This window comes from Mesorhizobium sp. A623, from assembly GCF_054489405.1.
Window position 1 is genome coordinate 96,697 of the sequence record NZ_JBTMXB010000003.1, and the last position, 14,305, is coordinate 111,001.

Here is a 14,305-nt window from a genome sequence, read left to right on the forward strand (position 1 = left end):
CGTGCATGAACGATAGGCAGCGTGTTGCCGGGGGAAAAATGAATTATTCGTCATCTGACCGCCAAAAGAGGTGGAAGTCAGGCCGCCTCGATATATCGGATCACGGTTTCGCCGTAGCTTCGTTCGTCCAGAATGACAAAGCCCTCTCCCGGTTCGAAAGAAGCTGCGGCCGCCTCCTCGACCACGCAGAGCGCACCCGCGGCCAGCCAGCCGCCGGCTCTGGCAGAGCGCAGGGCCTGTTCGCCCAGCCCCTTGCCATAGGGTGGGTCGGCGAAGATCAGGCCAAAAGGCGCCAGCGTCCCCGCCTCGCCCAAGGCCACGGCATCGCGCCGAAAAATCTTGGTGCGCCCGGTCAGGCCGAAGGTTTCGACGTTAGTGCGGATCAGGCCGCGCCCTTCCGCCGATTCCTCGATGAACACGCCATAGGATGCACCGCGAGACAGCGCCTCAAGGCCAAGCGCGCCCGTCCCTGCAAACAGGTCGAGTACGCGCGCGCCGTCCAGCCGCTCGGGAAAGCGATGCGCCAGGATGTTGAAGACGGCCTCGCGGGTGCGGTCGGTGGTCGGGCGGATTGCAGCGGTACGGGGCGTCGCCAGCGGACGCCCGCGAAACTCACCGCCGACGATCCGCACTGCTTCCCCCTCGCCGTGGTCCTTTCGGGCCATCGCCGCGCGGCCGATCGTCCTTGCCGCCCTCTCGATTGCCTGCTGGACGGTCATTGCGTGGCTTGCCAAAAGAAGGCTTTCCACCCGCCGGCTTGCCGTACATCGCCGTTTTGCGCGCCTTCTTGGCGTCTACTTCCGCCTTCTCGGCCTCTGCCCTGCCCTTGCCGATCGGGCGTGCGCCCGGCGCCATCCAGACATTGGCCTTGCGCTGCCCCGGCGGCTCTATCGGGCGCTGCTCGCGCTCGGACTTCTTGCCGCCGCGTGCCGGTTTGCCCCCGAATCCAGCCGGCTTTGCGCCGAAGCCACCCGGCTTTGACCCGCGTTCGCCGAAGCTGCCGCGATCTGGCCGTTCACTACGCTCGGGCCGCTCGCCGCGTTCAGGCCGCTCTCCCCGGTCAGATTTGGAACCGTGATCCGAAAAACCACCCTCGGGCCGGGTCGAAAGCTTGCCCAGCGCCTCGTCGCGGCTTCCCTCGCGGCGCTTGCGGTTCTTGATCAGCCCGCCCTCACCGATCGGGCGGCGGTCGCCTTCGCGTGAGGCTGCCGGCCTTGGCGCCTCTTCGACGCGCGGTTCGGTCCGCCGTACCGGCCGGTTGGAGAAAGGTTTTGTGATTTCAGCATCGAAATTCGCGCCGGATTCTTCCACCAGCCGCTCGCCGAGCTGATCGCGCAACACACGCCCATTGATCTCGAGAACATGGCCTTCCCTCAGATCGTCAAGCTGGAACGGTCCGTAGGAAATGCGGATCAGTCGCGTCACGTCCAGGCCAAGCGCGCCGAGAATGTTCCTCACTTCGCGGTTTTTGCCCTCGCGGAGCGCCAGCGTCAGCCATGCGTTGGAGCCCTGCTCGCGGTCCAGCGTGGCTTCTATCGCGCCATAAAACACGCCGTCGACGGCAATGCCTTCGCGCAGGCCGGCAAGCGCGCTTTCCTCAACCTTGCCATGCACGCGGACGCGGTAGCGCCGAAGCCAGCCGGTGGCGGGCAGTTCGAGCACGCGCGACAGGCCGCCGTCATTGGTCAGCAGAAGCAGTCCCTCGGTATTGATATCCAGCCGTCCGATGGTCATCAGGCGTGGCAGCTCGGCCGGCAATACGTCGAAAACGGTCTTGCGCCCTTCCGGGTCCCGGTTGGTCGTGACGACACCGGCCGGTTTATGGAACAAAAACAAGCGTGTACGCTCGATCGGCGGAATTTCCATGCCGTCGAGATGGATGATGTCGCCGAGCATGACATTGAAGGCCGGCGAGGTCAGCACCCTGCCATTGACCTTGACCCTGCCCGCCTCGATCAGTTCCTCGGCATCACGACGCGAGGCAAGGCCGGCGCGTGCCAACCGCTTGGCGATGCGCTCGCCGGCTTCTTCCGTTGCCTCGTCAAGACGTGGGCGCGGCCTGAACCCGCCCGAAGCGGCGGGCTTGCCGGCATCGCGGCCAAAATCGCGCTTGGGGCGATCAAATCGCTTTTCACCGCGTTCGCCTTCAGAAGCCATCGGACGGTCGCCACGCGGTGCATGGGGCTTGCGCGGGCCATCGTGCTTCACGAAAGGCTTGCCTTCGGGGCGTGGTCCCTTGTTGAAGGTCCGTTCGCCACGTGGTGCCTCGCCGGCCTCGCGCGGCTTGTACTCGCGCTTGAAATCGGGACGCCCGCCTTCGCTGGCAGCACCACGCGGCGCGTAATCGCGCTTCGGGCGGTCGCCGTCAGCGGTCATGGGCCGGTCGCCGCGTGGCGCATAGGGCTTGCGCGGCCCGTCATGCTTCACGAAAGGCTTGCCTTCGGGGCGCGGCCCCTTGCTGAAAGGACGATTGTCACGGGGGGCGTCGCCAGCTTCGCGCGGCTTGTACTCACGCTTGAATTCAGAACGTGGGCGTTCTGCCTCACCGGCGCCACGCGGGGCAAAATCCCGCTTGGGACGTTCGCCATCGGCAGCCATCGGACGGTCACCGCGGGGCGCATAAGGCTTGCGCGGCCCATCACGTTTCACGAACGGCTTTTTCTCTCCGAAAGCAGGCTTGCCACCTGTCTTTCGGCCTTGGCCGGCATCGGCAGGGCGACCGCGAGGGCCAGCCGACTTCGGGCCGCTCTTGCGCGGGTATTTCTTGTCGTTGTCGTCCATTGTGGCCTTTGCTCGTTTGCGCGGGTAGATAACAGGAACGCGCCCAAGTGGCGAGGATATAAGTAGAAGGGCAACCGGAATGACAATCGCGTGAAGCGTCCGGACTTCATGGCGCTGGCACTGGCCGAGGCGCAGGCTGCTGCCGGGCGGGGCGAAGTGCCTGTCGGGGCGGTGATCGCCAGAGAGGGCGTCGCCCTATCCGCTGCCGGCAACCGCACCCGTGAACTGGCCGATCCGACGGCGCACGCCGAAATGCTGGCGATAAGGCAGGCTTGCGCAGTCCTATCGGCCGAACGGCTGACCGGCTGCGATCTCTATGTCACGCTGGAGCCCTGCGCCATGTGCGCGGGCGCTATCTCGTTTGCACGCCTGCGCCGACTTTATTTCGGTGCCGTCGACGAAAAAGGCGGGGCCGTGGTCAACGGGGTTCGTTTCTTTGCCTCGCCCACCTGCCACCACGCGCCCGATGTCTATGCGGGCCTGGCGGAAACCGACTCGGCAGCGCTGCTGCGCGGGTTCTTCGACCAGCGGCGCGAACCCTGAACGCGGGCTATCGCCGATTGCGAATGCCTACCAGGGCAGCCAGTCGAACATGCCCTTCTTGCCGCTCTTGGCCGCAGCCTCTTTCTTGAGGCGACGCTCTTTCTTGTACTCGTCTTCGCCGATGTCGCCTTGCGGGGCGGTGCCGGCGGCAACGCGATAGTCCAAAGGCGGTTCACTCAGATATTTCCGGCTTGTCGCGTCGCCCTGCTTGCCCTCGGCAATACGGCGGTTGATTTCGGCACGCCGCTCGGCGCTGCCAAGAGCTGAGTTGCCGGGCCGCGGCGGATGGCTCGATGCCGATTCCGCCAGCGCCTGCTTTCTCGCGACAGGATCGGTCTGAACGTCGTCGATGATCTGGGCCTGGTAATTGGGGTCGTCCTGATGCGCGGTTGCGTCGGCGCGCAGCCGGGCACGGCGCTGTTCGGGCGATTCGGGCCACTCGGCGCTGGCCGTCTGCGTGATGCTGTCCTGCGGCACGGGCAGCGTTTCCTTCTGGCCCTCCGCCGGCGTTACCAAAGCCGGCCGCGGCTTGTATTCGATATGATCCTTGCGCTTCGGCACAAACGAAAACGCGCCGCTGAGATCTTCGGCAAGCTGCTCGCCGGACGTCTTGTCGGTGCCATAGGTGGGCGAACTCATGCACCCAGATAGCGCAAGCCCCGATACCACCAGCGGCACCAGCAGCGCGACACGCGCATGGTGTCTCTCGGTCATGCCAAAAAGTCCCACTTCTCAAACCTCTGATTGCGACCGGGCAAGTCCGGACGGCGCCTTCTGCTCAGTGTACGGAGAATCCGGCGACAATTTGTCTTACGGAGTTTCCCGCTTTTACCTCAACCACCCGTTAAGGGCAACGCGCGGGCCGCCATTCGCCTTGCGCGTTGCATATGTGCATCCATTCAAAGCCGGCCAAGCGCCTTCAATTCATGCAGGACAGCCGCATCGCGCGCCGAAACATCCGAAAACTCCGGATCGCTGCCGACATCGGCGGTGTAGCGCCAGGACCGGGCGCATTTATGCAGTCCGCGATCCTCGGCCTTCTCCACCACCACGGCAACGCCCTTGACGTCATCCAGCGTAAACGCGTCGGCCGGCGCCGCGCCATGCGCGAACTCCAGCCCGCTGGTGATCGCCATTTCGGCCATGTCGACATCGGCGATGGCCGCTTCCAGCGCCGAATCGTCCAGATAGACGACGGGCAGCGCCTCGAGCGAGGAACCGATGACCTTTTGAGCACGGGCGATTTCCAGCGCGCCGGTGACGACGCGGCGCACCTGCCGCACCTTGCGCCACTTTTCCGCCAAGGCCTCGTCGCGCCAATCTGCCGGGATAGCCGGGAACTGCTCCAGATGCACCGAAACGGCATCGGGATGCCTGCCGGACCAAGCCTCCTCCGTGGTGAACGGCAGCATGGGCGCAAGCCATTTCACGATGGCGTCGAACAGATGGCGCACGACCTGGACGGAAGCCTTGCGCTTGAGGCTCGACGGGCCTTCGCAGTAGAGCGCGTCCTTGCGGATGTCGAAATAGAAGGCCGACAATTCCACCACCATGAAATCCAGCAGCGCGCGGGTAACGCGCTTGAACTCGAAGGCGTCGTAGCCGGTGCGCACCAACTCATCCATTTCGGACAACCGATGCAGCATCAGCCGCTCCAGTTCCGGCATGTCTTTCAACGGCACTTCCGCGCCGTCGTCATGGGCGAGCGTGCCGAGCATCCAGCGGATGGTGTTGCGCAGCTTGCGGTAGGCGTCGATATTGGTCTGCAGCACGTTCTTGCCGAGGCGCTGGTCTTCCCAATAGTCGGTCGTCATCACCCAGAGGCGCAGAATATCGGCGCCCGACTGTTTCATCACGTCCTGCGGCACCACCGTGTTGCCGAGCGACTTCGACATCTTGCGGCCTTCCTCATCCATGGTGAAGCCATGGGTGACGACGGTGTCGTAAGGCGCACGACCGCGCGTGCCGCAGCTTTCCAGCAGCGAGGAATGGAACCAGCCGCGATGCTGGTCGGAACCTTCCAGATAGACGTCGGCCGGCGATTTCAGGTCGGGCCGGTCTTCCAGCGTAAAGGCGTGCGTGCAGCCGGAATCGAACCAGACATCGAGAATGTCGGTGACCTTCTTCCACGGTTCGCTGGCACGGCTGCCAAGAAAACGCTCACGTGCGCCTTCGGCGAACCAGGCGTCCGCGCCTTCCTTTTCAAAGGCCTCGGTGATGCGGGCGTTGACCGCTTCGTCTTTCAGAACATTGCCGTCGGCATCGGCGAAAACGACAATCGGCACGCCCCAGGCGCGCTGGCGCGAAAGCACCCAGTCGGGGCGCTCCTCGATCATGGCGCGGATGCGGTTCTGGCCGCCGGCAGGCACGAAACGCGTGTCGTCGATGGCCTTCAGCGCACGGCTGCGCAACGTTGTGTCGTCGCCAAGGTCCTTGTCCATATGGACGAACCATTGCGGCGTGTTGCGGAAAATGACCGGCTTCTTCGAGCGCCACGAATGCGGATAGGAGTGCTTCAGCCGACTGCGCGCGAACAGCGCGTTACGCTTGATGAGTTCGTCGATGACGGCCTGGTTGGCGTTGCCCTTCTTGCCGTTGTCGTCGATGACGCGGGCGGCCCCACCCTCGCGGTCCGGCCCGAAGCCCGGCGCGTCCTTGGTGAGGAAGCCGGCATCGTCCACGGTGAACGGGATCGCCGTATTGATACCACGCTCCCTTAGCAGGGGAGCGGCGTCCATCCAGGCGTCAAAATCCTCGCGGCCATGACCGGGAGCCGTGTGGACGAAACCGGTGCCGGCATCATCGGTGACGTGGTCGCCGGGAATCATCGGCACGGGGAATTCGTAGCCGCCGCCGAGACCATTGAGCGGATGCGAAAGCTTAATACCATCTAGTTCTTGCGCCGAAACGCTGCGAAGGCGATTCAACGTGACTTTGGCTTTCGCAGATGCTTCGTCGGTCAGCGCATCGGCAAAGATCAGCTTTTCACCGGGCTGCGGGCCGAAGGCATTTTCAACCGCCATTACCTCGTAAAGCCCGTAATTGATGCGCGGGGAGAAGTTGACGGCCCGGTTGCCGGGAATGGTCCATGGCGTCGTCGTCCAGATGACCACGAATGCACCGCGCAATTCTTCCATTTCGGCGAAAATCTTTGCTTCGCCGCCAGTAGCTGACCTAACCCATCCTTGGATCGGAAACTTCACGTAGATCGTGTCGCTCTCATAGTCCTGATATTCGACCTCCGCTTCGGCCAGCGCGGTGCGCTCGACCACGCTCCACATCACCGGCTTGGAACCGCGGTAAAGTTGGCCGGACATGGCGAATTTCAGCAATTCGCCGGCGATGCGCGCCTCGGCGTGGAAGGCCATCGTCGTGTAAGGGTGCTTGAAATCGCCGATGACGCCCAAGCGCTGGAATTCCGCGCCCTGCACGCCGATCCAGTGCGCGGCGAATTCGCGGCACTCCTGCCGGAACTCGTTGACCGGCACCTCGTCCTTGTTCTTGCCCTTGGCGCGATACTGTTCCTCGATCTTCCATTCGATCGGCAGGCCATGGCAGTCCCAGCCCGGCACATAATTGGCGTCGTAGCCGCGCATCTGGAACGAGCGGGTGATGACGTCCTTCAGAATCTTGTTCAGCGCGTGGCCGATATGGATGGTGCCGTTGGCATAGGGCGGGCCGTCGTGCAGCACGTATTTCGTGCGCCCCTTGGCGTCCTCGCGCAGCTTTGCGTAGAGGTCCATGTCCTGCCAGCGCTTGACCATCAGCGGCTCCTTTTCAGGCAAGCCGGCGCGCATCGGAAAATCCGTCTGCGGCAGATTGAGCGTCTTGGAATAGTCGATCGTCTCAGCGGTATCGGTCATCGGTCTGCCATATGGATTGCCCGTCGGCAAAAAGCCTCGGGCGTTGAACTATCATGAACTTGAAAAAGCGCGAGGGTTGTTTTTGCGCGCAAAACCCGGCAGTTCCGGTGGCATTAGGCCACCTGGAACACCGGGCCAATAATTCGTATCGCGAAAAAGCGCGTCATGGCCGCGCTTCTAGCGGATAGAGCGGGCGGAATAAAGCTTTTCCTGCCGCCGCTACAGCGTGAAGTCAAAGCGGTAGGTCGTGGACAGGCCGAACATGAACTGGTTCTCGTCACCGCTCTCGCGGACCAGGCTCGAATCCGCCGCCGGCCCCGTGAGGCGTGAATATTCGCCGAACACGCTGGCGTTTATCGGGTCGGTCACTTTCCAGGTAACGGCGCCACCGACACCGACCGATTTCAGGCCGCTTCCCGGATCGTACTGGCTTAAGCCGGACGCAGCCGATTCCTGCGCGTTGACGCCGTAATAGGCATCGAAATACTTGGCCGACGCGAAAGACAGACGCGGACCGCCGGAAATCCTGATGTCGGGCGTTACATCGTAGAAGGCGTCAGCAGTGACATCGGCCACCACGCCGTGGTGAGAGCGAATGCCTTGCCGCACCTCGGCACGCACGCGCAGCCAGTCGGTCGGGTAGAATTCCGCGAAGCCGCCGACTTCGCCGCCCCAGCGCACCGGATCCAGTCCCCTCAAGGCGTCGGAATCGCCGTCGTCTCGCCCGGACAGGAATTTGCCGGTAACGCCCCCGCGCACGCCGCCGCTGTCAAACAGCGCCAGCGAGATATTGTCGTTGCGCGATGAAAAGCGCGTCGCGTTTCCCGCCTTGCCAAGCGACACAAGCGGCGCGACGCTGAACATGTATTTTTTGCTGCCCTCAAAATTGGGCGCCACGATGCCGGAAGCACCTACCGTCAGATACCAGTCGCCCGACAGCCAGCCAAAGGCGCCCTCGCCGGCATTGGCCTCACCGGGACTCCCGATGAGTGCAACGCCCAGCGCCGCCGAAACCAAATTCAAACGCATCGTCACTCCGTACACGCACTACAACTCAAGGTCGATTAGCATTGAGGCGCAGGTGGTAAAATTTGATTTAAACCTGCATCAACCGAACCCCGGGATGCTCGTTGAGAGGCGCGCTGGACCGATGCAACTGTTGCGATTATCGTTTGCAGGATTGTATGGCCAACATCAGGAGGCGGCAATGACCCTCAGTGAGAATGACTTGAACAACGCAATCGGCCAGACCCGCGCCAAATGGGGCTGGTTCGTGGCGCTGGGAGTGCTGCTGCTGATCTTCGGCGGCATCGCCTTCGGCAATCTGTTCATCGCCACGGTAGCCTCGGTCTATGTCGTCGGCTGGCTCATGCTGATGGCCGGCATCGTGGAGATCATCCATGCCTTCGGCGTAAAAACCTGGGGCCGCTTCTTCTACTGGCTGCTCTCTGGCCTGCTTTATGCGGTTGCCGGCTTCTTCGCCTTCGACAATCCGCTGCTTGCCTCGACGGTGTTTACCTTCCTGCTGGCGGTGGCGCTGGTGGCTTCCGGCCTGCTGCGGGTGTGGGTCGGCTATCACCACCGTGCCGAAAAGGGATCGGGCTGGATCATCACGGCAGGCGTCGTCACCGCGCTGGCGGGCCTGATTATCGCCATGGGCTGGCCGGTCAACAGCCTCTGGGTGCTCGGCCTGTTCCTGGCCATCGATCTCGTCTTCCAGGGCTGGACTTTCATCGCCTTCGGGCTGGCGCTGAAGAAGTAGCGGCAGCCGGCACGCCTCAAAAGGCGATTGCGGCGTCCAACTCCGACAAGGGCTTGACGCCGGCGAGCAGCGCCCTCGCCTCTTCGCCGTCGCGCTTCATCTGGGCGACGAGCGCGTCCAGTCCGTCGAATTTTTCTTCGCCGCGCAGATAGCCGAACAGCGACACGTCGCAAACCTGGCCGTAAAGGTCGCCGGAAAAATCGAACAAAAATGTTTCGAGCAACGGCGCGCCATTGTCGTCAACGGTGGGACGGCGGCCGTAACTGGCCACGGCGTCGTGCAGCGTACCGTCGGCTTGCCGGAAGCGCACGGCGTAAATGCCCTCCTTGAGCATGGATTCCGGCGAAAGCCGCATATTGGCGGTCGGAAAGCCCAGCGTCCTGCCTAGTTTCTCGCCGCCGACAACCTCGCCTTCGACGGTGTGGCGGTATCCGAGCAGGCCAGCGGCCTGCGCCGGCTCCCCATCGGCGAGCAAGGTGCGGATGCGGCTTGACGACACCACCTCCGCGCCTTCGTCCCGATAGGCATCCACCAGCGTGACGCCAAAGCCGTGGCGCGCGCCTGCTTCCATCAGATAGGCCGGGCCGCCTTGCCGATCCTTGCCGAAATGGAAATTGAAGCCGGTGACGACATGGCTGATGCCGAGGGTCTTTTCCAGCACGTCCGTCACGAATGTCTCCGCCGACGAGGCGGCGAAGGTGCGCGTGAACGGTTGCTCGACCAGCGCTGAAAAGCCGAGCTTCGACAAGAGCTTCGCCTTCATCGGCGGCGGCGTCAGCACGAAGAGCGGAACATCCGGCCGAAAGACTTTTCGCGGATGCGGCTCGAAGGTCAGCGCCAAGGCGGGCACCTTTCGCCGGCGCGCCTCATCGAGCGCACGCTCCAGAACCGCCTGATGGCCACGATGGACGCCGTCGAAATTGCCGATCGCCACGACGCCGCCGCGCAATTGCGGCGGCAGGGGTATCGAACCGGACAGACGTTCGCACGGCATTCTCATTGCGGGAACTATCGCAGTTTCGGCATGGTCGCGACGGGCCGATAGCCGTGCGTGCCGAGAAAGGACGCCAGCTTTTCGGCATCGGGGTTCAGTGCATCGCCATGTTCGCGCGCATGGATGCCGCCTGAAATATAGAGCGCATCGATGCCGTTGTCGGCCGCACCCTTGATGTCGGTCATCATGCCGTCGCCGATGGCCAGCACTTCGCTGCGCGAAACCTCACGGCCGAGCACGGCGGCAACAGCCGCCAACGCGGCCTCGTAGATCGGGGCATGCGGCTTGCCGGCAATCAGCGTGCGGCCGCCAAGCTGGGCGAAATCGCGCGCCAGGACGCCGGCGCACCAGATCAACCGGTCGCCGCGCTCCACCACCAGATCGGGGTTGGCGCAGATGAACGGCAGGTTTCGGGCACGCAGCCGCGTCAGAAGTTCCGCATAATCCTCCGGCGTTTCCACCTCGTCATCGAAAAGACCCGTGCAGACTACCGCATCGGCCTCGAATTCCTCGGCCATTTCGACGTCCAGCCCCTCGAAAATGGGATAGTCCCGGTCCGGCCCGAGATGGAAAATCCGGCGTGGACCGGCCGCGATCAGGTCGCGGGTGACGTCGCCGGACGTGACCACGCGGTCCCACGCATTGTCTTGCACGCCAAGCGCGCGTATCTGCGCCTCGACATCGGCGTGGGGGCGCGGCGAGTTGGTGAGGAGAACGACCGCAATGCCCTTGTCACGGGCGGCAGCCAGCGCCTGCGAGGCTTCAGCAAAGGCAACTTCGCCGTTGTGGACAACCCCCCATACGTCGCAAAGCACCGCGCTATAGCGACCGTTCATCTGCGATAGCGAGGCGATCTTTTCGGGTAAATGCGGCATGCCGTTCCAGGTTCGGGATTGAGGACGCCAGCCACCACAGCGCCAGCCGGCCCGGATTAGCCGAACTGCATCACCCTGTCACCCGCTTTTGGCCAAGCACGCCAGCAGGCACGCCGTCACATGGGGCGTCGCGGCACCTCGCCCCGCTCGGGAACGACCAGCTTGCGGTAGAGATGCCACGTCGCATGGCCAAGCACCGGCATGACCACGGCGAGCCCGGCGAAAAGCGGGATCGAGCCGATTACCAGTAGTACCGCCACCAGCAAGCCCCATACCGCCATCTGCACAGGGTTCACCATCACAGCGCGGACAGACGTTTCGATTGCCGCGACCACGCCGACATCGCGGTCGAGCAGCAGCGGAAAGGCGACCACCGTCGCTGCCAGCACGACGGCGGCAAAAACGAGGCCCACGAGATTGCCGACCACGATCAGCGTCCAGCCATTGCTCGTCGTCAGCACGTCGCGCAGGAAAGTGCCGACCGATGCGGGCGCCTGATCGCCGAACAGGCCGGTGTAGATCGATTGAGCGACAAACAGCCACAACAGGAACAGGGCGACCAGCATCGCGCCGACCGTCAGGATGGAAGGCAGCGCCGGCGAATGACGCACCGCCAGCGCGTTGCGCCACGCCGTATCCATTCCCAGTTCGCGGCGACGGCTGATCTCATAGAGGCCGATGGCGGCAAGCGGCCCGAGCAGCGCGAAACCCGACATCAGCGGATAGATGAGATGGATCGCGTTGGCGCCACTGGACCAGCGGGTCAGGATCAGCCCGACGATGGGATAGATCAACGCCAGAAAGACATAGTGGGACGGCTTGGCCCAGAAATCGTCGAAGCCGAGGCGCAGCGCGTCTCCTATATCCGCGATTGTAATGCGGCGTATGGCGGGCTGCGCGAGCGTCCCGCGTGCGTCTGCCATGACATGAAAGCTGGTCATAACCTTCCTCCCGTATGTCGGGGACGGTCACCTCCAGGATGGCCGCCCGTGGGCGCCAATTCCAGTAACAGGCAAAATCATAGCGCATCCGGCCCGGCCTGTCGTCGTTTTGTTCTCGTGCTCTCAATCACTTGAACGCCGTACGAGCGGCAAAGCTTCGATTTTTTCGCGGCCCTTCTTCCAAAAAAGCCATGATCCCGGCTATGTCAGGCGGACATGGCACATATCGTTATCGAAAATACCCCCCTGCCCGATGCTGCCTCGTTGAAACTCGACAGGCGCACATTGGTGTTGGGCGGCGGCATGACGGCGCTGCTCGGGCTTGCTGGCTGCGGCACCCTGCGAACAGGCAGCGGCGCCGGAGCATCCGCTTCCGCCAGCAGTGCCTTGGCCGCTGCCCGCAGCGCCAACGGGCTGGACCCGCTGTCTCCCGATTCCCGGCTGGAACAGGCCGCCTTGCAGCAGGCCCGCTACATGGCGAGCGCCAGGCGCATGGCGCACACGACCGGATGGGGCAAGGATTTTGCGTCTCGCATCAAGGAAAACGGCATCGAAGGCGCTGCCGCCGAAAATATCGCGGAGGGCCGCATGGACGTGGCCCGACTGGTCGACATGTGGATGCACTCGCCGCCGCATCGCCGCAACATGCTTGATCCGCGTTTCTCGCGGTTCGGCCTCGCCTATTCGAGCGACGCCAAGAATGGCGAATGGCGCTACTGGGCGCTGGTGCTGGGGAAGTGAGCGAGTAGCGAGTAGCGAGTAGCGAGTAGCGAGTAGCGAGTAGCGAGTAGCGAGTAGCGAGTAGCGAGTAGGATTGACGCGATGTCCGACTTCCGCAACCCTATTCCCTATTCCCTCAATCCATATGAGCGGCAGGTGCGCCGGCGTTCGCTGCCGCACGTTTGGGCTTCCTGAGCAGGAAAACCAGCGGCAGGGCAAACAGCGTAACCACCATCATCAGCTTGAAGTCATTGACGTAGGAAATCATCAGCGACTGGATGTTGACCAGGCCGTCTATCTGCGCCAACGCGGCCGGATCGCCCGCGGCCGCGGCCGGTGAGGCCGCGATCAGATTGGGGTTGAACGGCGTGATGAAGGCCGAAAGCTCCGAATGATTGACCTGCGTATTGCGCACCAGCATCACCGACACGATCGAAATGCCGATCGACGAGCCGATGTTGCGCACCAGCGAAAACAGCGCGGTGGCGTCGGTGCGAAAACGTGCGTCGAGCGTTGCGAAGGCAACCGTCGACAGCGGCACGAACACCAGGCCAAGCCCCAGCCCCTGGACGACGCCCGACGAAATGATGAGCCAGTCGTCCATCTGCGGCGTAAAACCCGACATCGTGTAGAGCGACTGCGACGTCAGCAGCAGGCCCACGACCACCAGCAGCCTGGCGTCGACTCTGTGCATGATCCGTCCGACGACCAGCATGGAAATCATCGTACCGACGCCGCGCGGCGCCATTACGATACCGACGGTGATGGTCGGATAGCCAAAGATGGTCGACAGCATCGGCGGCAGCAGCGCCAGGCTGGCCAGCAGGATGACGCCGATGATGAAGATGAAGACGAGGCCGGTCGCGAAATTGCGGTCGAGGAATATCTTCGGATCGATGAACGGGTTCTCGCTCGTCAAAAGATGGACGATGAATACCCAAAACCCCGTGATGGCCAGGCCGAGTTCAATCCATATTTCCGGTGACGAGAACCAGTCGGCATCGGCGCCGCGGTCCAGCATCAACTGGAGCGCGCCGACGCCGAGCGACAGCATCGCGAAGCCGAAAAAGTCGAAGCCGCGGGCGCGTTTAGCGATGCTGGGCAGATAGGCGGCCATGCCGAGGAAGGCGATGATGCCGATGGGCAGGTTGATGAAGAAAACCCAGCGCCAGTTGAAGCTTTCGGTCAGCCAGCCGCCGAGCGTGGGGCCGATGATCGGCCCGACCATGATGCCGGCGCCCCAGATGGCCATGGCCTGGCCGTGGCGCTCCTTGGGGTTGATGTCGAGCAGGAAGGTCTGGGACAGGGGAACGATCGCCGCGCCGAACACACCCTGCATCAGGCGAAACAGCACCATTTCCTCGAGGCTGGTAGCGATGCCGCACAGCATCGAGAAGATGACGAACCCCACGACCGAACCCAGGAACAGTTCCTTGCGCCCGAAGCGGTCGGCCAGCCAGCCGGTTACGGGCGTCATGATGGCGGCGGCGACGATATAGGATGTCAGCACCCAGTTGATCGTATCGGCCGAGGCGCCGAGATCGCCGACCATGGATGGCAGCGCGACATTGGCGATTGTGGTGTCGAGCACCTGCATGACCGTGGCCAGCATGATCGAGATGGTGATCAGGCCACGATGCGGCACTTCGCGATGGGTTTCGGGCGTGCTCATGGGACGGAACTTCCGCGACGGAATAAAGTCGTATAAGTGCGATGCTGGTTTCCGAGCGGCAAACCCTGCCTAAAGCGAGGCGTTCAACGCGTTGGGACACGAAATCGATGCGGGGGTCACATCGATCGAGCGTCTCGTTTCATCAGGGCTGTTG

At 63.2% G+C, this 14,305-nt stretch carries 12 protein-coding genes; 3 read left to right on the top strand and 9 right to left on the bottom strand.

All coding sequences use genetic code 11. The features are described from left to right. Window positions 1-77: 77 nt before the first annotated feature. The gene (gene rsmD / locus ACX3P1_RS04405; protein WP_459078339.1) at window positions 78-632 is read right to left on the bottom strand and encodes a 16S rRNA (guanine(966)-N(2))-methyltransferase RsmD; all 555 of its coding nucleotides are present in this window, start codon (window positions 630-632) and stop codon (window positions 78-80) included. Then, a complete protein-coding gene (locus ACX3P1_RS04410; protein WP_459078340.1) occupies window positions 613-2,781 on the bottom strand; it encodes a pseudouridine synthase in 2,169 nt (722 codons plus the stop codon). Before ACX3P1_RS04410 ends, rsmD begins: the two co-directional genes overlap by 20 nt. A 90-nt stretch (window positions 2,782-2,871) precedes the next feature. On the opposite strand from ACX3P1_RS04410, the gene ACX3P1_RS04415 reads away from it, so the two are divergent. Then, on the top strand, window positions 2,872-3,324 hold the full coding sequence (locus tag ACX3P1_RS04415; protein WP_459078341.1) for a nucleoside deaminase: 453 nt from the start codon (window positions 2,872-2,874) through the stop codon (window positions 3,322-3,324). Between the two features lie 27 nt (window positions 3,325-3,351). On the opposite strand, the gene ACX3P1_RS04420 is transcribed toward ACX3P1_RS04415, so the two are convergent. The 3 genes from ACX3P1_RS04420 to ACX3P1_RS04430 form a co-directional block, all read right to left on the bottom strand. After that, on the bottom strand, window positions 3,352-4,038 hold the full coding sequence (locus tag ACX3P1_RS04420; RefSeq protein ID WP_459078342.1) for a hypothetical protein: 687 nt from the start codon (window positions 4,036-4,038) through the stop codon (window positions 3,352-3,354). Window positions 4,039-4,223: 185 nt separating this feature from the next. Further along, complete coding sequence (ileS, locus tag ACX3P1_RS04425) at window positions 4,224-7,187, bottom strand: isoleucine--tRNA ligase (protein WP_459078343.1); 2,964 nt, start codon at window positions 7,185-7,187, stop codon at window positions 4,224-4,226. A 219-nt stretch (window positions 7,188-7,406) separates the two neighbouring features. Then, entirely contained in the window at window positions 7,407-8,216 is an 810-nt protein-coding gene (locus ACX3P1_RS04430; RefSeq protein WP_459078344.1) for a MipA/OmpV family protein, read from the bottom strand. Between the two features lie 178 nt (window positions 8,217-8,394). On the opposite strand from ACX3P1_RS04430, the gene ACX3P1_RS04435 reads away from it, so the two are divergent. After that, window positions 8,395-8,949 carry an HdeD family acid-resistance protein gene (locus ACX3P1_RS04435; protein WP_459078345.1) on the top strand — a complete coding sequence of 185 codons (555 nt, stop codon included), beginning with the start codon at window positions 8,395-8,397 and terminating at the stop codon, window positions 8,947-8,949. Window positions 8,950-8,965: 16 nt separating this feature from the next. Here the strand turns inward: ACX3P1_RS04435 and ACX3P1_RS04440 are convergent, their stop codons facing one another. From ACX3P1_RS04440 to ACX3P1_RS04450, 3 genes are all read right to left on the bottom strand, one after another. After that, window positions 8,966-9,943, bottom strand: a complete 978-nt coding sequence (locus ACX3P1_RS04440; protein ID WP_459078346.1) for a bifunctional riboflavin kinase/FAD synthetase — start codon at window positions 9,941-9,943, stop codon at window positions 8,966-8,968. A gap of 14 nt (window positions 9,944-9,957) precedes the next feature. Further along, window positions 9,958-10,818: a TIGR01459 family HAD-type hydrolase gene (locus tag ACX3P1_RS04445; RefSeq protein ID WP_459078347.1), complete on the bottom strand. Its 861-nt coding sequence runs from the start codon at window positions 10,816-10,818 to the stop codon at window positions 9,958-9,960. Between the two features lie 116 nt (window positions 10,819-10,934). Further along, window positions 10,935-11,759, bottom strand: a complete 825-nt coding sequence (locus ACX3P1_RS04450) for a DUF2189 domain-containing protein (RefSeq protein ID WP_459078348.1) — start codon at window positions 11,757-11,759, stop codon at window positions 10,935-10,937. A 216-nt stretch (window positions 11,760-11,975) separates the two neighbouring features. On the opposite strand from ACX3P1_RS04450, the gene ACX3P1_RS04455 reads away from it, so the two are divergent. Then, on the top strand, window positions 11,976-12,500 hold the full coding sequence (locus ACX3P1_RS04455) for a CAP domain-containing protein (RefSeq protein WP_459078349.1): 525 nt from the start codon (window positions 11,976-11,978) through the stop codon (window positions 12,498-12,500). 115 nt (window positions 12,501-12,615) lie between these two features. Here ACX3P1_RS04455 and ACX3P1_RS04460 read toward each other — a convergent pair whose 3' ends face one another. Then, the gene (locus ACX3P1_RS04460) at window positions 12,616-14,151 is read right to left on the bottom strand and encodes a DHA2 family efflux MFS transporter permease subunit (protein ID WP_459078350.1); all 1,536 of its coding nucleotides are present in this window, start codon (window positions 14,149-14,151) and stop codon (window positions 12,616-12,618) included. Between the last annotated feature and the right edge of the window lie 154 nt (window positions 14,152-14,305).

Coding starts and splice junctions, on each gene's coding strand:
- ACX3P1_RS04410 (WP_459078340.1), bottom strand. CDS start 2,781: ATGGACGACAACGACAAGAAATACCCGCGCAAGAGCGGCCCGAAGTCG.
- ACX3P1_RS04420 (WP_459078342.1), bottom strand. CDS start 4,038: ATGACCGAGAGACACCATGCGCGTGTCGCGCTGCTGGTGCCGCTGGTG.
- ileS (WP_459078343.1), bottom strand. CDS start 7,187: ATGACCGATACCGCTGAGACGATCGACTATTCCAAGACGCTCAATCTG.
- ACX3P1_RS04430 (WP_459078344.1), bottom strand. CDS start 8,216: ATGCGTTTGAATTTGGTTTCGGCGGCGCTGGGCGTTGCACTCATCGGG.
- ACX3P1_RS04435 (WP_459078345.1), top strand. CDS start 8,395: ATGACCCTCAGTGAGAATGACTTGAACAACGCAATCGGCCAGACCCGC.
- ACX3P1_RS04440 (WP_459078346.1), bottom strand. CDS start 9,943: ATGCCGTGCGAACGTCTGTCCGGTTCGATACCCCTGCCGCCGCAATTG.
- ACX3P1_RS04445 (WP_459078347.1), bottom strand. CDS start 10,818: ATGCCGCATTTACCCGAAAAGATCGCCTCGCTATCGCAGATGAACGGT.
- ACX3P1_RS04450 (WP_459078348.1), bottom strand. CDS start 11,759: ATGACCAGCTTTCATGTCATGGCAGACGCACGCGGGACGCTCGCGCAG.
- ACX3P1_RS04455 (WP_459078349.1), top strand. CDS start 11,976: ATGGCACATATCGTTATCGAAAATACCCCCCTGCCCGATGCTGCCTCG.
- ACX3P1_RS04460 (WP_459078350.1), bottom strand. CDS start 14,151: ATGAGCACGCCCGAAACCCATCGCGAAGTGCCGCATCGTGGCCTGATC.